Raw genomic sequence first — 16,730 nt, 5'->3', positions numbered from 1 at the left:
TGCCCTCTTTTCCCATCACCCATCCCCCATCCACTCTTACGCCCTTCTCAGCGGCAGGTAACGCGGCTGCCACGCCCGGTCACGGATCACGGCCTCTAACTCTTCCGGGGTCATGTTCCGGATGCGGCGCTCGGCGCACACGCCGTCGCGGATGGCCTGCAGGGCCACGTTCACGGCCACGCGAATGCTCAGTTCGCGCAGGTCGGCAATGGGCGGATACACGCGCTCGCCGTAGCGCTCGGTGAACTCGGCCAGGGTGCGCGCGGCTTCCATCACCATGTTGTCGGTGATCTCGCGCGCGCGGCTGGCCACGGCCCCAAAGCCCAGCCCTGGGAAGATAAAGGCGTTGTTGCCCTGGCCCACCGGGTAGCGCTGGCCCTCGTACTCCACATCGGGGAAGGGGCTGCCCGAGGCGATGATGGCGCCGCCCTCTGTCCAGTGAATCAGGTCGGCGGGGCGGGCTTCCACATGGCTGCTGGGGTTGCTGAGGGGAAAGACGATGGGCCGGGGCGTGTGCGCCAGCATCGCCTGAATGCTCTCCTGCTTGAACAGGCCCGGCACGCCGGTAAAGCCCAGCAGGGCGGTGGCCTGGGCGTTCACGATCACGTCGTGCATGGACGGGTACTCGCCCTCAAAGTGCCAGTGCGCCACCTCCTCGCGGCTGCGCACAAAGCTCAGCTGCTGGGGTTCCAGGTCCGGCTGGCCGTGCATCAGCAGGCCGTGGCGGTCCACCACGTACACGCGCGCCCCCGCTTCCTCGAAACTCAGGCCCTGGGCCTGCAGCCCCTGGCGAATGGCCATGGCCACGCCAATGCCGGCCGCGCCCGCGCCCACCACCACGAACACCTGATCCGCGAGGCGCTCGCCCTTGATGCGCGCCGCCCCCAGCAGCCCGGCCAGCGCCATGGCCCCGGTGCCCTGAATGTCGTCGTTAAAGGACGGAATGACGCGCCGGTAGCGCTCCAGCACCCGGAAGGCGGTGCCCCGGCTGAAATCCTCCCACTGGATAATCGCCTTGGGGTAACGCTGCGACACGGCCTCCACAAAGGCGTCCAGAAACTCATCGTAGGCCGCACCCGTCAGGCGGGGGTGGTGCACGCCCAAGTAGAGGGGATCGTCAATCAGGTCCTGGCGGTTGGTGCCCACATCCAGCTCCACGGGCAGGGTCTTGTCCGGGCCCACGCCGCCCGCCGCCGTGTACAGCGAGAGCTTGCCAATGCTGATCGCCATGCCGCCAAAGCCCTGGTCGCCAATGCCCAGGATCGCGCTGGAATCGGTCGCCACGATCATGCGCACGTCGTTGACCGTCACGTTTTCCAGCATGTCCTCCACATGGTCAATGTCCTCGGTGCTGACCGTGAAGCCGCGCGGGTACCGGTAGTTGCTGGAATAGTTGCGCACCGCCTCGCCCACCGTGGGGGTGTAGATGATGGGCAGCATCTCTTCGAGGTGGTCTTCCAGAATCGCGTAGAACAGCACCTCGTTGCGGTCCTGCAGCGCGCGCAGGTACTCGTGTTTTTCCAGGTCCGAGCTGCACTTGAGATAGCGCAGGTAGGTGCGTTCCTTCTGCTCGGCAAAGGTGCTGGTGTGGGGCGGAATCAGCCCCTCGAGTTCCAGCGCCCGGCGCTCCTGGCGGGTAAAGGCCGTGGTCTTGTTCAGCAGCGGATTTTGCAGCAGGGCCAGCCCCGTGACCTGAACCTCGATGTAACGCTGGCCGTCAGGGTCGCGTTTGACGTCGTAATACCGGGAAACGGGCGGAGACTTCGGCATGGCGTTCCAGCATAGCGGGCCCCGGTTGAACCGGGTTCAGGGGGGGCCATGAACAGAAGGCACAGGGAGAAGGCGCGGGGGGGAAGGCATAGCGCCAGGCCGGGGCGCCGCGCTCCTGTTCACGGCGTGAACGAAAACAAAAACGCGGCTGGGCCACCTGGATTCATCAATGGTGCGGACAGTTTCAGCGTTCTACAGAGGACGCCCTGATAGACACGGTGTTTTCCCCCTCCCCCCTCGTGGGGGACTCGCAGAGCGGCGAAGCAGAGGTCGGGAAGGGGGATAGGCGAGTCAAGCGTCCCAGACGACGTTTCTGCCGTGGGCCACTCGCCACGCTTGAAAACTGTCTGCACCATTGAAAAGACGGATTTCCGGGCATTGGGCTGGAACAGCGCCAAAGGCGGGGAACATCCAGTTCTTTTCTAGATGTGATGGAAATGGACGGCAGTCCGTATCACAACAGCTGAAGCACCAGCTGCCCTGTGGGCGCATGAAGGTACAGTCAGGGCTCCGCCCCCGGCCCCGGGAGAAAGGGGCTGAGCGGTTCGCCCCGCAAAGACGCCTGCTGGGCGCGAGGACTGAACCGGACCGTCAGCCCGTACAGGGCCCCCCATCCCGGTCTTACCCTGGCCGATCCGCGCGGTTCCCAACCGTTCGCCGCTGTGCTCGAACAGGTGCCGGCCAGGCCCCGTGGCGGGCGGTTCAAGCGCCACGTCATCACACCAGAGCCCCCGCCGTTCGGCAAAAGGCGACCGGGCCAGGGCTGTGGTCACGGCGTCTTCAAGCTGGGTGCAAGACTCTTCGCTCAAGCTGGGCAGGCCTGCCCCGTCCATCATCCATCACCCGTGAACCATTCACCATCAACGCCCCTGATGCGCCGCCCAGCGGGCCCGCAGCCCTTCAAAGCCCTCATCAATTCGGCTTTGGGGCAGCACGGCCTGGATACTGCCGCCCCGGCCAATGTCGTCGCCCAGTTCGTTCACGGCGACCATAGAGGCGTAGATGCGCCGCCCTTCCTGCCGCTCAAAGGTGGCGGTCACGGTGACCGTCATGCCGGGCAGCGCCGAAGCGGTGTGTGTTACGTCCACCTGCATGCCAATGCCGCCCTCGCCGTCTTCTAAAAACGGCAGGATGATCTTGCGGCCCGCTTCTTCAAAGTGCTTGGCCATCCAGTAGGTCGCGTACACCGGGTGCACGCGGCCCAGTTCGCCAAAGTCCACGGTCATGTCGTCGGTCACGGTGACGGTGAGGGTCTGGGTAAAGCCGGCGGGAATGGCGCGCATGGTGCGTAGGCTAATACGGATGCCGGCTGCTCCACCAACTGTGGGGCCAGCCCGTTCGGATGGCGCTGTTCGCCCAAGGTTCAGGTCTGGGCCCAGGGAACAGCGTGGGGGGAGGCCAGCTGCATGGGCAGAGCCTTAACCTGCTGTCACGGAGGGCGGCTGGGGGGCCCCTTACACTGCCCGGCATGAGGCTCTCGCCCGCCGATCTGTTCACCCTGCTGCGCGAGGCCTTTTTGGCCTTCGGGCAGGACAAGGCCCCCCGGCTGGCGGCGGCCATCGCCTACTACGCCATGTTCAGCCTGGCGCCGCTGCTGCTCATCGCCGTGATCGTGGCCAGCCGCTTTCTGACCAACGAGGGGTTTCTGGACCAGCTGTTTGGAGCCAGCGGCGTGGTGACCCAGAACCTGGGGGCCGATGCCGCTGAGTTTCTGCGCGGCCTGATCAAGCCCGACACCCTGCAAAAAAGCAGCGTGGTCGCCTCGGTGGTGGCGGGCGTGACCCTGTTCATGGGGGCCACCGGGCTGTTCGTGCAGCTGCAGGACGCCCTGAACACCATGTGGGGCGCTGATCCCGCGCCGCCCCGGGGCATCGTGCATGTGCTGTGGACGCGGGTGAAGTCTTTCCTGATGATCCTGGCGATTGGGCTGATCCTGATTATTTTCCTGGGCCTGAACACCTACCTCTCGGCCATTGCGCAGCACCTGGGCGACACCATTGGCGCCGGCGCCTTGTTCGTGCGCCTGGGCACGGTGCTGCTCTCCACGCTGTGTCTGGCCCCGGTGTTCGCCGGCATCTACAAGGTGCTGCCCGACGTGAAGCTGGAGTGGCGCGAGGTCTGGGTGGGGGGCCTGTTCACGTCGGCGCTGTTCACCCTGGGGCAGCTGGGCATTGGCCTGTATCTGGGGCAGGCGGCGCCGGGCAGCGTGTTTGCGGGCGCGGCCTCGCTGGTGCTGCTGCTGCTGTGGATCTACTACTCGGCCATGATCTTTTTCTTTGGGGCAGAAGTGACCTGGGTGTACTCGCAGAAATTCGGCACCCACGCGGGCGGCGCGGCCAACACCGCCAAGAAAGAAGCCCTGGCCGCCCAGGGCGTGGACATTGACCCGGCCGAGAGCGAGCAGGAGCGCACTGCCAAAGCCGGCGCCGACGGCCCGGTGCGCGACGCCCGGGGCCGGGTGCTGGGCGTGAGGGTGCCCGCGCTCCCCCGCGTGTTGCCGCAGGTGCCCCGGCGGGAAGAGGGGCGGGTGCTGCCCACCGTGCGCGCGGCGCTGGGCAACGCCCTGCTGGCCCTGCTGGCGGTACCAGCCGTGATCGTGCTGCGTCTGCTGGGCTTGACCGGCGGGCGCCGACGCTGAAACGGACGTGCGGCGAGGGGTAACCAGCCAGTTCTTTTCGCCCGGAATGAGCAGAGGAAGAAGTGGGCTCCGGTGTATGCATTTGACCAGCCGCTTGCGGGCTGACCAAGGGGGCGGACAGCATCAACTTTCCCGGCGACCCCTCTTGCACTGGACTCGTAGAGCGGCGCCGCAGCGGGCAGCCAGCCGGCTCCGACCATGTTGTGCGCAGGGCTTTCTTTCTTCACTTGAGTACGGTCCGCCCCCTTCGTGGCGAGGGGGACCGACAAACCCGGTCTGACCTGCCCGGCGCGGCCATCTGCTATCACAGGGCGCATGAAGCGTCCCCTGCTCTTGCTGGGCCTGCTGCTGGCGGGTTCGGCCCAGGCGGCGAACCTCACGGTGTTCGCCGCCGCCTCGCTCACCGACGCCTTTACGGAGCTGGGCCGGGCCTTTGACACCCGCACCGGGCACCGGACGACCTTTCAGTTCGCGGGCTCGCAGGTGCTGCGCACCCAGCTGGAACAGGGCGCCCGGGCCGACGTGTACGCCAGCGCCAACAGCGCGCAGTTTGAGCCTCTGGTGCGCGCGGGCCTGCTGAACCCGGGGACGCTTTTTGTCAGTAACCGGCTGGCCATCATTGCCCCGCAGAGCAGCCGCGCCGTGACCACCCTGGCCGATCTGGCGCGCCCCGGCGTGAAACTGGTGATTGCCGACCGCGCGGTGCCGGCCGGCGACTACACCCGGCGCATGCTAACAGCCGTGGAGAAGGCGGGCACCTACGGCAAGGACTTTTCGGCCCGGGTGCTGAAGAATGTGGTCAGCGAGGAACCCAACGTGCGGCAGGTGGCGCTGAAGGTGGGCCTGGGCGAGGCCGACGCCGCCGTGGTTTACCAGACCGATGTCACGCCCGCCCTGAAAGCCAGGGTGCGCCTTATCGCCCTGCCCACGCGGTTTAACCAGAACGCCAGCTACCCCCTGGGCGTGGTGAAGGGCAGCGCGAACCCCCAGGCCGCGCAGGCCTTCGTGGCTTTTGTGCTGTCGGCCGAGGGGCAAACGATTCTGCGGCGCTGGGGCTTTCGGCCGGCGCCGCGCCCCACCCCGTAGGCCGCGTGCGGCGCGCGCAGGAGAGCTTGCCCCTGCTGCCAGCGGCGCTGGGGGGGCTGCTGGTGGCCTTTTTGCTGCTGCCGGTACTGGCGCTGCTGGCGCGCGGACTGGGCCCCGCCTTCTGGCCCACCCTGCAGAGCCCCGCCGTGCAGGACGCCCTGCGCGTGAGCCTGCTGACCACCGGCTGCGCGGTGGCCCTGACCGTGGTGCTGGTGACCCCGGTGGCCTGGGCACTGGCCCGATTTCACTTTCCCGGCAAGGCGGCGCTGGAAACGCTGCTGGACCTGCCCATCGTGCTGCCGCCCGTGGTGGCGGGGGTGGGGCTGCTGCTGGTGTTTGGGCGCCAGGGCTGGCTGGGGCCGCCGCTGGAACTGGCGGGCGTCAGCGTGGCGTTCTCACCGGCGGCGGTGGTGCTGGCACAGCTGTTCGTTTCGGCGCCGTTTTACCTGCGCGCCGCCCGCGCGGGCTTTGCCGCCGTGGACCCAGACGTGGAAGCCGCCGCCCGCACCGACGGCGCCGGGCGCTGGGCGGTGTTTCGCCTGATCACGTGGCCGCTGGCGTTGCCCTTTCTGCTGGAGGGCCTGATTCTCACCTGGGCGCGGGCCCTGGGCGAATTTGGCGCCACCATCCTGTTCGCTGGGTCGCTGCCGGGCAAAACCCGCTCCATCACCCTCGCCATCTACGCCGCGCTGGAATCGGACCTGGGGCCGGCGCTGGTGCTCTCGGCGGTGATGGTGGTGGTGGCCTTTGCCCTGCTGCTGCTGGTCCGCATGGCCGCTGGCCTGCGCCAGCGCTGAGGGAAGTTATACGGGACTCCTCCGAGGCCAAAGCCTATTTGGGAAGAGCGAAAGGATACTTTTCCATCGCCGGAGCCCCGTACGTTCCGTCTTCACTCTGCGAGGCCGCTCCCCCTCGCCTTCGGCTCACCTGAGTGCCGGCTTAGCCCTGCGCGGGCAGCGGATAGGGCAGCGTGCCCTCGTAGATGGCCCGGCCCACAATGGCGCCCTCAATGCCTTCTTCCTGCAGCAGCGCCACGTCGTCCAGGTTCGCCACGCCGCCGCCCACGATCAGGGTGCTGGTCCACAGGGCGCGCACCTGCCGCATCAGCTCGCGGTCCAGGCCGCGCAGGGTGCCGTCGCGGGTCACATCGGTAAAAATCAGGGTTTGCAGGCCGGCCGCCGACAGCACCGGCGTCAGTTCGCCCACGCCCACGCCGCTGCCCTGGGCCCAGCCGTGGGTGGCGACCTCTAAGCCCCGGGCGTCCAGGCTGACCACCACGCGCGCCGGGCCGTGGGCGGCGATCAGCTCGCGCACCAGTTCCGGCTGCTTCACGGCGGCCGTGCCGATCACCACCCGGTCCACCCCGGCTTCCAGCAGCGCCTCGGCGGCTTCGCGGGTGCGGATGCCGCCGCCCACCTCCACAGGCACGCCCAGGTCCTGCGTGATCTGGTGAATCACCGCGCGGTTCTCGCCGCGCCCGGTGGCGGCGTCCAGGTCCACAAGGTGCACGAGGCTGGCGCCCAGCGACACCCAGTGTTTCGCGGCGGCCAGAGGCGACTCGAAATAGACCGTTTCGCGGTCCGGGTCGCCTTCGTAGAGGCGCACGGCGCGGCCCGATTGAATATCCACGCAGGGAATGAGGAGGGGCGAGGGGGCACTCATGGGGCCCAGGATACGGGCCCCGGCTCGCAGGGGGGGCCCGTGAGGGCTACACTGCCCCCGTGCGCGTGGGGATTGTCACAGCAACCTATCTGCCGTCCCGCAACGGGGTGGCCACCAGTACCGCCCTGTTTGCGCGGGGCCTGCGCGAACGCGGCCACGACGTGCGCCTCTTCGCGCCGCGCCACCCCCAGGTGACGGGGCCCGAGGAGGGCGTTTACCGCCTGAATTCCTCGTTTGCGGGCGCGCGCGCCCTGGGCGCTCCGGCCGACTACCCGGTGATGCTGGCCCCAGGCCCGCTGCTGACCGCGCGGCTGCCCCTGCGCGACCTGGACGTGCTGCACACCATGCACCCTTTCCTTGCGGGGGGACTGGCCATGAAGTGGGCGCGGCTGTCTGGGGCGCCGGTGGTGTACACCGCCCACACCCAGTACGACCAGTACCTGCACTACGCCCCCATGCCCGAGCGGGTGGGCCGCGCGGTCCTGCGCCCACACGTCAGCGCCTTTGCGCGGCGGGTCTCGGCGGTGCTGGCCCCCGGGCAGGCGATGGTGGACATGCTGCGCGCCTACGGCTACGGGGGCCCTGTGGAGCTGTTTCCCAACCCGGTGGACCTCGCCGCCTTCCGGGCCGCCGAGGGCGCCGCCTTTCGCGCGCAGTTTCATGTGGGCCCGGAGACGCCGCTGGTGGTGTCGCTGGGGCGGCTGGCGCCGGAAAAGAACCTGGAAGTCATGCTGCGCGCCTTCGATCAGGCCCGCGCCAGCCGCCCCGAACTGCGCCTGCTGGTGGTGGGCGACGGCCCCAGCCGCGCGGCCCTGCAGGCCCTGGCCCCCGAGGGCGTGACCTTTACAGGCCCCATTCCCTACGCCCGCGTGCCCGAAGCTCTGGCCGCCGCCGACGCGTTTCTCACCGCCAGCACCAGCGAGGTGCTGCCCATGAGCATGATCGAGGCCCTGGCTTCGGGGACCCCGCTGGTGGCGGCGCGCAGCCCGGCGGCCCTGGACCTGATCACCGAGGGCGAAAACGGCACCGTGCGCGAGCCCACCCCCGAGGCCCTGGCAGGCGGGCTGCTGGACACCCTGGCCCCGGCGCGCCTGCCGGCGCTGCAGCGCGGCGCCCGGACCAGCGCCGCCCGCTACGACCTGCCGGTGCGGGCACAGGCGCTGGAAGCGGTGTACGAGCGCGTGGTGAAGAAGGGTGTGGGACGTGGGTTGTAGGGTGTGGGAACAGCTGGGGAAGCAGGATGTGGGGCGCGCGAACGGCTAAGTGGCTTTGACGCCCTCGCCGTTCCGTTGTGACAAGGCGAGGCTCTGGTCCACATCAGGATGCCAGGGCCCCATGAGCACCCAGGTCCAGACGAGGCCGCCGAACATGGCGCCACCCGCTTGGGGGCAGCTCCTCGCTCATCTTGGTGCGTCAACGGAAGCGCACCTGCTTTTGGGGCGAAGCACACAGACCACTAGGCAAGGGCAAAGGACGGCGTCAAGGTCGGGCGCGTGCCGTGCTGGAAAAGCTCAGCGAACGCCGGCAGAAACGTTTGCCGGGCCACAGCAGAAAATTCCCCCCAGACCCGGAGAGGCTGGGGGGAGAGGGCAAACGGAAAAACTTCATCTGAGCCAGAAACGTCCCAAGTAGAACGACCCAACAACCACGGTCAGCTCAGCCTGTTCAGCTGGCCCCCACCACTTCTGGCGCTGTCTTTTCGACCTTCAGCCACTGGTCCAGCCATTCCAGATACTCGTTCAGGCGCACCAGTCGCCGGTCGGGGCGGCCAGAGCGGCTCAGTTCGTGGTCCTCGCCGGGAAAGCGTACAAAGCGCACCGGCACGCCGTGCAGGGTCAGGGCGGCGTACCACTGCTCGGCCTGCTCCACCGGGCAGCGGTGGTCCAGCACCGAATGCACGATCAGGGTGGGGGTCTGGACATTCTCTACGTACTGCAGCGGGCTCAGGTCCCACAGCTTCAGGGCGTCGGCGCGGCGGTGGAAGTTCAGGCCCAGTTCGTCGTCCCAGAAGCGCAGGCCAATGTCGCTGGTGCCCCCGAACGAGATCAGGTTGCAGATGGAGCGGTCGGTGATGGCCGCCTGGAAGCGGGGGGTGTGCGCCGTAATCCAGTTCGTCATGTAACCGCCGTAACTGCCGCCCATCACGGCCGTCCGGGTGCGGTCCAGGGTGGAGTCACCCTCCAGGCAGCGGTCAAAAAAGGCCAGCAGGTCGTCCATGTCCACGCTGCCCCAGCGGCCGTGAATGGCGTCTACCCAGGCCTGCCCGTAGCCCACGCTGCCGCGCGGGTTGCTGTAGCACACGCCGTAGCCCCGCGCGGCCATCAGCTGGAATTCGTGCATGAAGGCGTGGCCGTAATCGGTGTGGGGCCCGCCGTGAATGTTCAGCAGCGCGGGAAAGGGCCCCTCGCCCGCCGGGCGCAGCACCCAGCCTTCGCCCTCGCCCAGTTCGGTGGGGAAGGTCACGCGGGTGGGGGAGAGCACCGGGAAAGGCAGGGCTGCGTGCAGATCGGTCACCGCCACGCCGTTCACTTCCACCTCGGGAAAGCGGTCGGCGCGCTCGCGGATCAGGGCCACGCCGCCGCCCCGGGCGGTAAAGGCCGCGATCACGGTGTGCGGGTCGTGGTCGTGGGGGCGCACCTCGCCGTCCACGGTGGCGGTGAACAGCCCGCAACTGCCGCGCACCGTCGAGGAAAAGAGCAGCGTGCGCTCGTCCAGCCACGTGGGCTTGGCGGGCATGGCGCCCACGTGGCAGTCGCCGCCCACGAGGTTGCCCACCGGGGCATCGTGCCCGGCGTCCAGGCGCTGCGGGGCCGCGCCGCCCTGCAGGGGCAGCAGGTACAGGTGGGCGTGTTCGGTGTTGCCCTGGCCTTCGGGGCGGCCCACCAGCACGAACCGCTGGCCGTCCGGGTGCGGCACCACCGCCTGCACCGCCGAATTCCACGCGGTCACCTGCCGGGGCACGGCCGCGTTCAGGTCCAGCTGCCACACCTCGTCCTGCCACTGGGCGCCGTGGCGCTCGCTCTGGGGGGCCACGAACAGCACGCCCTCACCGCCGGGCAGCCACGTCACGCCGCTGATTTCCACCTCGGGGGCGTACCACTCGCGCACCTCGCCGCTCTCCACGTGCAGCACAAACAGGCGCGCGGGGCGTTCGGGCAGCCAGTCGCGGCCGTTAAAGCGGTAGCGCGGCTTGGTGATGATCCGGGCCTCGCCGCGCTCGTCGCGCTTGTCCTCGTCGTCAGCGGTGCTCAGGAAGGCGAGGTGGGTGCCGCCTGGGCTCCACTGCAGGTCCTGCACGCCGCCCCGGAAGTGCGTCATGCGCCGCGCCTCCCCGCCCGAGAGCGGCAGCAGGTACAGTTGCGCGCCGCCCTCGCCCGCCTTGCGGGTAAACGCCAGCGTCTGGCCGTCTGGCGACCAGCGCGGCGAGCCGTCGCGGCCCTCGCCGTGTGTCAGCGCGCGGGTGCCTGCCGCGTCTGCAAGCCAGATCTGACCCTTGTAGCGCGGCTTGGCAAAGGCGGCGTCGGGCTTGCGGGGGTCGTCTTCTTCCACCCGCGTCAGCACAAAGGCGGCGCGCTGGCCGTCCGGGCTGATTTGGGGATCCGAGGGAAACGAGAGGCTCAGCAGGGTCTCTGGGCCGGGCTGGGCCGCCTTTGGTTGCGTCATGGCCCCCAGTCAAGCACACCGCGCCCGCCTGGGCCGAGTCGCCTGTCCGGCCTGGGCGGGCAGGGGCGTGGCGGCGTCCAGAAATGGGTGGAGGGTCAGCGAAACGCAGCTGTCGGCGGCTGAAGGGCGTCCCCAGGACCTGTGGCAGGCGCCGAGAATCCAGCCCGGGCCCGTGATCTCTGCTCGCCACTTTGATGATGGACCTTTCTTCAATAGGCTTGGTGGGGTGTCATCCCGCAATGGACAAGGTGAGGCCATGCCCTTTGCCTTCTGCCTTCACTCCCAGAGGCCTTCAGCATCCATCTCTCCTACGCCCCTCACTCTGTGGCCCCGCACCCTATAGAAGCGCTTCCAAACGGGAAAAATTCCCATTCATGATGACTCGCTCAAGGCGGAGTGGAACGAGTCTCTCTATTTCCAAAGAACCTTACTTTACTCTGACTGTACCGGCCCAATCCGGTCTGTCTCTCCTCTTCTGTCGGTGTGCGCCGCACCCTGACTGTCCGCCGACGTCCCTGGTTTTTACTCCTCTTCATCGTCCCTCTGGAGGTCTGCCATGCAAGAGCTGTCCTGCACCTGGGTTCCCGGCACCTTTGATGTTGTTCGTCTAAAGTTTGCCGGCCGTACCGTTGAAATGACCAGCACCCGCCTCGCCCGCCTGTTTGGCAAGCAAGCCCTGCACGACCTGTACCTCAAGGGCAGTGCCAAACTCAAGGTCGATCCGCAGCAGGTGGCCCTGCTCAGCTGAGTGCCGCCACTGTTCTCTTCAGGCGTCCCTTCACCCGGGGCGCCTTTTGCCGCGCGCTAGCATGCCGCTATGACCCCGCACGCCCCCGATATAGACCCTCTGGCCCTGCAGGCCGATCTGCGCCAGCTCGTGGAGATCGAATCGCCATCCAGCGACCCGCTGGCGGTGGCGCATGTGATGAACGTGGTGGAAGGCTGGGCGCGCGACCTGGGCGCCCAGACCCACGCCCTGGGCGGCGGCACCCGTGTCTTTCACTTTGGGGTGGACGGCACCCGGCCCCCCCTGCTGGTTCTGACCCACGCCGACACGGTCTGGCCCCACGGCACCCTGGCGGCCATGCCCCTGCGGGTGGACGGCGAGCGCCTGTACGGCCCCGGCACCTACGACATGAAAGCGGGCATCGTGGGCCTGTTTCACGCGCTGCGGGCCCTGGGCGGGGCGTGGCCGCGCGGCGGCATCACGGTGCTGCTCTCACCGGACGAGGAGACCGGCAGCGAAACCAGCCGCGCCCATATTGAGGCCGCTGCCCACCAGAGCCGCGCCGCGCTGGTGGTGGAGCCCCCGGTGGCCGACACCCACGCCCTGAAAACCGGGCGCAAGGGCACAGGCTCGTTTACGCTGACCTTCACCGGGGTGGCCAGCCACGCGGGCAACAAGCCCGAGGAAGGCGCCAGCGCCATTACAGCGGCGGCCGAGGCGGTGCTGGCCCTGCAGGCTCTGGCCCGCCCGGCGGCCGGCACCACCGTCAGCGTCGGCCTGATTGCGGGCGGCAGCGCCGTGAACGTGATTCCCGCCGACTGCACCTTACAGGTGGACCTGCGCGTGAGCACCCTGGCCGAAGCCGAGCGCCTGGACGCCGCCGTGCGCGCGTGGCGCCCCAGCGACCCCCGCGTGCAGGTGGCCGTGTCGGGCGGCCTGAACCGCCCGCCCTTCGAGCAGGGCCCCGGCACCCTGGCCCTGTACGAGCAGGCCCGCGCCGTGGCCCATGACCTGGGCTTTGACCTGCCCCACGCGGTGGTGGGCGGCGGCAGCGACGGCAACTTTACAGCGCCCATCATTCCCACCCTGGACGGCCTGGGCGCCCCCGGCGACGGGGCCCACGCCGCCCACGAACACGTGCGCCTGGACCGCTGGCCCGATCACGTGCGACTTCTGACCCGCCTGCTGCGCGAAGTGTAGGAGAGGGGGAGTGGTCTCTGGCTGGGCCAGCTGTTGAGCCAGCAATCTTTGGTTGGTGGCAGGAGGGGCCCGGGTGACGCCGCCTCTCTGAAGCCGAGCGCCGTTGTTTGCCTCACCCTACGCGGCCTTCCCTCAGGAACCAGACGGGACTTCGGGCTGGGGTGCGGCCAGCAGGGCGTCCAGTTCAGCAGGGGTGACCGGCGGGCAGAGGCCGTGGCCCTGGCCCAGCGGGCAGCCCAGGGTGCGCAGCACCTCCAGCTGGGCCTGGGTTTCAATGCCCTCGGCGGTCAGTTCGGCGCGCATGTGCCCGGCGATGTCCAGGGCGGCCCGCGTGAGGGCGTGGGCAAAGCCGCCCGTCTCGTGGTCCGACAGCCCGGCGGTGATCGAGCGGTCCAGCTTGACCCCGGTGATGGGCATGACGCGCAGCCGCGCCAGATTGGAATACCCGGACCCAAAGTCGTCAATGCTGATGCGCACGCCCAGCTCGCGCAGGTCCTGCAGGGTGCGCGCCACCCGGTCGTCCTCGTACAGCACGGCGGTTTCGGTGAGTTCCAGTTCCAGGCGCCGGGCCTGCAGCCCCGTGTGGTCCAGGGCCTCACGCACCGTCGCCACGAAATCGCCCTGCAGCAGTTGCACCGGGCTCACATTCACGCTGACCCGCACGCCCGGCCAGCCGCGCGCCGCCCGGCAGGCTTCGCGCAGCACCCAGGCCCCCACCGGCATGATCAGGCCCACCCGTTCGGCCACCGGAATGAACTCGCCCGGGGGCACCGGGCCCAGCTGGGGGTGAGTCCAGCGCAGCAGCGCCTCGGCCTTGACCAGGCGCCGGTCGCGCAGGCGGTAGATGGGCTGAAAGCGCAGGGACAGTTCAGAGCGGGCCAGGGCGTGGCCCAGGTCGCGGGCCAGCACCTGAAAGCGTTCGGTGGCGGCGTCCTGCTGCGGGTGGTAGCGCCGCACCTGCCGCCGCCCGGCACGCTTGACCGCGTACATGGCGCTGTCGGCGTGCCGCAGCAGGTCGGTGGGGTGCTGGGCGTCGTCGGGATACAGGCTCAGGCCAATGCTGACCGTGGCGTCTACCCCCACGCGGCGGCTGGGTTCCAGCGGCGCCTGCAGCAGGTGCTGGGCCAGCGCGTGGGCTTCGGGCTCGCGGGTGTCGGGCAGCAGCACCACGAACTCGTCGCCGCTGAGGCGGTACACCTGCGCCGCTGGCCCCGCCAGGCGCTGCAGTTCGCCCGCCAGTCCGCGCAGCAGGTCGTCGCCGGCTGCGTGGCCCAGGGTGTCGTTGATCACCTTGAAGGCGTCCACGTCCACAAACAGCACCGCAAAGGGGGTCTGCTGGGCGGCCAGCCGCTCCAGATGCTCGTGCAGGCGCACGCGCCCGGGCAGGCCCGTCAGCAGGTCGGTGTACACCAGCTGCTGCAAGACCCGCTGCTCGCCGTGCAGCCGCCCCAGGGCGTCGTTGCGCTGCATAAAAAAAGATGCCCCGTACAGGCTGACCGCCGCCGACAGGTTGATCTGCAGCAGCGCCCGCGCCAGATCCACCGGGATGCCCTCCCCCTGCGCCACCGGCCACAGCACGATGATCAGGCTGCAGGCACCCACCGCCCACAGGAGCGCCCCCAGGACCCGCCGCACTTCCCGCGCCAGATCGGTCAGCATGGTCCACGTGATCACGGTGGGCAGCCACACCAGGGTTTCGAGCACCTCCAGCACCCGGGCGTAGGGGTCGCGCAGCACGAAGCCCAGCAGCAGCAGCTTGACGCTCAGAAAGAGGCCGCTGCCCGCCGTGACGATCAGGGTGATCTGGCGAATGGACCCCCACGACCGCGCGACCGCCAGCCAGCAGCCCACCAGCAGCGCCGACATGGCGAGGTACAGCGGCGGGTCGTAGAAGGTGTCCCAGGGGTCGGGGCGGGCAAACACCATTGCCGCCACCACCGACAGCTGCACCACCGGCAGGCCCAGCAGCAGCATGCGCCGCCACGCCCGCTGCAACTCGTGCGTGATCGGCGTGCCCTCCGGTTCCATGCCCCGCAGCCTATCCACCCGCGCCCTACAGTTTCCATACGCGGCCGTGCGGGCCGCGCCGCCCTTGTGCCGGGTGCGGCGCGGCCCGCACAATCACCCCATGTTCCGCCTGCGCCGCCGCCCTCCCAACCCCTATGTTAAAACCGACAGCCCCCAGGTGTTCCGCGTGCGGGTGCGCACGCAACCCCACGGCGAGGAAGTGGAGGTGCGGTTTACCAAGGGCGCGCACATCGCCGCCGAGGAAGACGGCACCTTTTTCTTCCGCAAGCCCATTGTTTCGCCCCGCCACCTAGACCGGGGCGAACTGCTGGTGCGCTTTGACCGCGCTTACCGCGTGACCGCCACCGAGGGCGAGGGCCTGACCTTTATCCCGGTGAGCGAGTGGCCGGACCCCGAAGCGTAGCGGGGGGAGGGGCTCTGTCAGTGCTCTGACAACGCGGCTTTACCTGAAGGGGGAGTTGCTCCCTCTGGCCAGCGTTTAGGCCCCGGTTTCCCCCAGGCCCACGGCGTGGAAGGTCTCTTCCGTGATGCGCTGGGGGAACTTACGAATAAAGTCCACGGTGCTCAGGGCCTGGGTGCGGTGGCAGGCGATGGCCTGCAGCTTGCGGGTCACGTGCGCGCTGACATCGTGGCGCACATTCGGCGGGAGCCACTCGGCGCGCAGGGCTTCGTGCTCGGGCGGTACGTCGCTGGCGTAGTACCACAGCTGGGGGCGTTCCTGGGGTGGCAGCGCGTCCCAGGCGGCCTTGACGGCGCGGTGTGTGGTCACGTGGTCGGGGTGGCCGTTGCTGCCGTTGGGGGGAAAGGTCAGCACGATTTCGGGGCGCAGGCGGATCATGGCCTCGCGCGCCGTGTCCACCAGCGGCGCAAAGGGCTGGTCCTGCAGATACTTGTCGGGAAAGTGGTGGTGCTCAAAAACGCTGCCCGGGTGGCGCGTCAGGCCAATCACGTCCAGGCAGGCGGCCAGTTCCACTTCGCGCATGCGGGCCAGGGCTTCGGGTGAGTCGCACAGGCCCAGGGTGCGCCCGGCCTCGCCCCGGGTCAGGGTCACCAGACCGCACGGCTCGTCGGCCGCCAGATGCGTCATCAGGGTGCCAGCGGCGCCGTACACCTCGTCGTCGGGGTGCGGCACGATCAAGAGGAGTTTCAGGCCAGGGCTCATGCCGCCCAGGATACGGCGCGCGCCGCCTAGCGCTTGGAGCGGGGCGAGCGACTGGGGCCACCCTGCCACGCCGCCAGAAGTAATGACACCACAATGACCATGAAAGCCAGCAGCAATTCCATAGGGCATCCTCCCTTTCTTTATCTGACGTTAATGTGACGGCCTCCAGCTCTGCCGTGAAATATCCATCAACATCAGACGAATTGTGAGTAAACGCCCAACTGTACTGCCCCTGGAAAAGCGCGTCAAAGGGCCGGCGGGGGGGGTGGTCCAGGCAAATGGGCCAGCGCCGTGTCGGCGGCCTGTAGCGCCGCCTCAAACTGCTCGGGGCTGACCGGCAGCACGCTCAGGCGTGATCCACGTGCCAGCAGCGGCGAATCCGCCCAGGTGGACAGGCCCCGCAGGTCATCCAGTGTGACCAGCCGCGCCAGGGCCTGGACCGGGGCCACATCAACCATGCTCCAGCGCGGGGCTTCCGGGGTGGCTTTGGGGTCCAGGTAGGGGCTCTGGGGGTCAAACTGCAGGTTGTCCGGGTAGGCCGCGCGCACCACCCGCGCCACGCCTGCCACCCCCGGCGGCATGGTTGCCGAGTGGTAAAAGAGGCACAGGTCGCCGGCGGCCATCTCGCGCAGGAAGTTGCGGGCCTGATAATTGCGCACCCCGTTCCAGGGCTCGCGCCCGGCCCGTTCAAGGTCCGGGTAGCCAAAGACCTCGGGTTCCGATTTCAGCAGCCAGAAACGCATGGCCCCCAGGGTAGAGGGTCAGGGGCAGACCGGCGCGTGGCGCGGCCCCCG

Annotated in this window: 14 protein-coding genes; 7 read left to right on the top strand and 7 right to left on the bottom strand. The window is 68.8% G+C overall.

What is annotated here, in order from left to right:
* Positions 1 to 36: 36 nt before the first annotated feature.
* Positions 37 to 1,770, bottom strand: coding sequence for an NAD-dependent malic enzyme (locus KMW22_RS08890; RefSeq protein ID WP_221089682.1), 1,734 nt, complete (start codon positions 1,768 to 1,770; stop codon positions 37 to 39).
* Positions 1,771 to 2,630: 860 nt separating this feature from the next.
* Positions 2,631 to 3,053, bottom strand: a complete 423-nt coding sequence (locus tag KMW22_RS08885; protein WP_221089681.1) for a thioesterase family protein — start codon at positions 3,051 to 3,053, stop codon at positions 2,631 to 2,633.
* A gap of 185 nt (positions 3,054 to 3,238) precedes the next feature.
* On the opposite strand from KMW22_RS08885, the gene KMW22_RS08880 reads away from it, so the two are divergent.
* The 3 genes from KMW22_RS08880 to KMW22_RS08870 all read left to right on the top strand — a co-directional run bounded on the left by KMW22_RS08880 (position 3,239) and on the right by KMW22_RS08870 (position 6,291).
* On the top strand, positions 3,239 to 4,408 hold the full coding sequence (locus KMW22_RS08880; RefSeq protein ID WP_221089680.1) for a YihY/virulence factor BrkB family protein: 1,170 nt from the start codon (positions 3,239 to 3,241) through the stop codon (positions 4,406 to 4,408).
* Between the two features lie 315 nt (positions 4,409 to 4,723).
* Entirely contained in the window at positions 4,724 to 5,494 is a 771-nt protein-coding gene (gene modA, locus KMW22_RS08875) for a molybdate ABC transporter substrate-binding protein (RefSeq protein ID WP_221089679.1), read from the top strand.
* Between the two features lie 35 nt (positions 5,495 to 5,529).
* Positions 5,530 to 6,291: an ABC transporter permease gene (locus tag KMW22_RS08870; RefSeq protein ID WP_221089742.1), complete on the top strand. Its 762-nt coding sequence runs from the start codon at positions 5,530 to 5,532 to the stop codon at positions 6,289 to 6,291.
* 142 nt (positions 6,292 to 6,433) lie between these two features.
* Here the strand turns inward: KMW22_RS08870 and hisA are convergent, their stop codons facing one another.
* Positions 6,434 to 7,156 carry a 1-(5-phosphoribosyl)-5-[(5-phosphoribosylamino)methylideneamino]imidazole-4-carboxamide isomerase gene (gene hisA, locus KMW22_RS08865; RefSeq protein ID WP_221089678.1) on the bottom strand — a complete coding sequence of 241 codons (723 nt, stop codon included), beginning with the start codon at positions 7,154 to 7,156 and terminating at the stop codon, positions 6,434 to 6,436.
* Between the two features lie 59 nt (positions 7,157 to 7,215).
* Here hisA and KMW22_RS08860 point away from each other — a divergent pair, with 59 nt between their 5' ends.
* A complete protein-coding gene (locus KMW22_RS08860; RefSeq protein WP_221089677.1) occupies positions 7,216 to 8,370 on the top strand; it encodes a glycosyltransferase family 4 protein in 1,155 nt (384 codons plus the stop codon).
* Between the two features lie 451 nt (positions 8,371 to 8,821).
* On the opposite strand, the gene KMW22_RS08855 is transcribed toward KMW22_RS08860, so the two are convergent.
* Positions 8,822 to 10,819 (bottom strand): S9 family peptidase, encoded by a 1,998-nt coding sequence (locus tag KMW22_RS08855; protein ID WP_221089676.1) that lies wholly within the window; start codon positions 10,817 to 10,819, stop codon positions 8,822 to 8,824.
* A gap of 556 nt (positions 10,820 to 11,375) precedes the next feature.
* Here KMW22_RS08855 and KMW22_RS08850 point away from each other — a divergent pair.
* Positions 11,376 to 11,567 (top strand): hypothetical protein, encoded by a 192-nt coding sequence (locus KMW22_RS08850; RefSeq protein WP_221089675.1) that lies wholly within the window; start codon positions 11,376 to 11,378, stop codon positions 11,565 to 11,567.
* A 69-nt stretch (positions 11,568 to 11,636) separates the two neighbouring features.
* Positions 11,637 to 12,746 (top strand): M20 family metallopeptidase, encoded by a 1,110-nt coding sequence (locus KMW22_RS08845; protein ID WP_221089674.1) that lies wholly within the window; start codon positions 11,637 to 11,639, stop codon positions 12,744 to 12,746.
* A gap of 132 nt (positions 12,747 to 12,878) precedes the next feature.
* Here the strand turns inward: KMW22_RS08845 and KMW22_RS08840 are convergent, their stop codons facing one another.
* Complete coding sequence (locus tag KMW22_RS08840) at positions 12,879 to 14,774, bottom strand: putative bifunctional diguanylate cyclase/phosphodiesterase (protein ID WP_221089673.1); 1,896 nt, start codon at positions 14,772 to 14,774, stop codon at positions 12,879 to 12,881.
* 100 nt (positions 14,775 to 14,874) lie between these two features.
* Between KMW22_RS08840 and KMW22_RS08835 the strand changes: the two genes are divergently transcribed.
* A complete protein-coding gene (locus KMW22_RS08835; protein WP_221089672.1) occupies positions 14,875 to 15,177 on the top strand; it encodes a hypothetical protein in 303 nt (100 codons plus the stop codon).
* A 75-nt stretch (positions 15,178 to 15,252) separates the two neighbouring features.
* Here KMW22_RS08835 and KMW22_RS08830 read toward each other — a convergent pair whose 3' ends face one another.
* Positions 15,253 to 15,936 (bottom strand): PIG-L deacetylase family protein, encoded by a 684-nt coding sequence (locus KMW22_RS08830; RefSeq protein ID WP_221089671.1) that lies wholly within the window; start codon positions 15,934 to 15,936, stop codon positions 15,253 to 15,255.
* Positions 15,937 to 16,181: 245 nt separating this feature from the next.
* The gene (locus KMW22_RS08825; RefSeq protein ID WP_221089670.1) at positions 16,182 to 16,679 is read right to left on the bottom strand and encodes an EVE domain-containing protein; all 498 of its coding nucleotides are present in this window, start codon (positions 16,677 to 16,679) and stop codon (positions 16,182 to 16,184) included.
* Between the last annotated feature and the right edge of the window lie 51 nt (positions 16,680 to 16,730).

The sequence above is a fragment of the Deinococcus aquaedulcis genome, assembly GCF_019693445.1.
GTDB classification, from domain to species: Bacteria; Deinococcota; Deinococci; order Deinococcales; family Deinococcaceae; genus Deinococcus; species Deinococcus aquaedulcis.
This window is presented reverse-complemented; position numbering and strand designations above follow the sequence as displayed.

Excerpts from the sequence above, each read along its gene's own strand:
- KMW22_RS08840 (WP_221089673.1), bottom strand. The coding sequence starts at position 14,774 with ATGGAACCGGAGGGCACGCCGATCACGCACGAGTTGCAGCGGGCGTGG.
- KMW22_RS08855 (WP_221089676.1), bottom strand. The coding sequence starts at position 10,819 with ATGACGCAACCAAAGGCGGCCCAGCCCGGCCCAGAGACCCTGCTGAGC.
- KMW22_RS08890 (WP_221089682.1), bottom strand. The coding sequence starts at position 1,770 with ATGCCGAAGTCTCCGCCCGTTTCCCGGTATTACGACGTCAAACGCGAC.
- hisA (WP_221089678.1), bottom strand. The coding sequence starts at position 7,156 with ATGAGTGCCCCCTCGCCCCTCCTCATTCCCTGCGTGGATATTCAATCG.
- KMW22_RS08885 (WP_221089681.1), bottom strand. The coding sequence starts at position 3,053 with ATGCGCGCCATTCCCGCCGGCTTTACCCAGACCCTCACCGTCACCGTG.
- KMW22_RS08880 (WP_221089680.1), top strand. The coding sequence starts at position 3,239 with ATGAGGCTCTCGCCCGCCGATCTGTTCACCCTGCTGCGCGAGGCCTTT.
- KMW22_RS08850 (WP_221089675.1), top strand. The coding sequence starts at position 11,376 with ATGCAAGAGCTGTCCTGCACCTGGGTTCCCGGCACCTTTGATGTTGTT.
- KMW22_RS08845 (WP_221089674.1), top strand. The coding sequence starts at position 11,637 with ATGACCCCGCACGCCCCCGATATAGACCCTCTGGCCCTGCAGGCCGAT.
- modA (WP_221089679.1), top strand. The coding sequence starts at position 4,724 with ATGAAGCGTCCCCTGCTCTTGCTGGGCCTGCTGCTGGCGGGTTCGGCC.
- KMW22_RS08835 (WP_221089672.1), top strand. The coding sequence starts at position 14,875 with ATGTTCCGCCTGCGCCGCCGCCCTCCCAACCCCTATGTTAAAACCGAC.
- KMW22_RS08825 (WP_221089670.1), bottom strand. The coding sequence starts at position 16,679 with ATGCGTTTCTGGCTGCTGAAATCGGAACCCGAGGTCTTTGGCTACCCG.
- KMW22_RS08830 (WP_221089671.1), bottom strand. The coding sequence starts at position 15,936 with ATGAGCCCTGGCCTGAAACTCCTCTTGATCGTGCCGCACCCCGACGAC.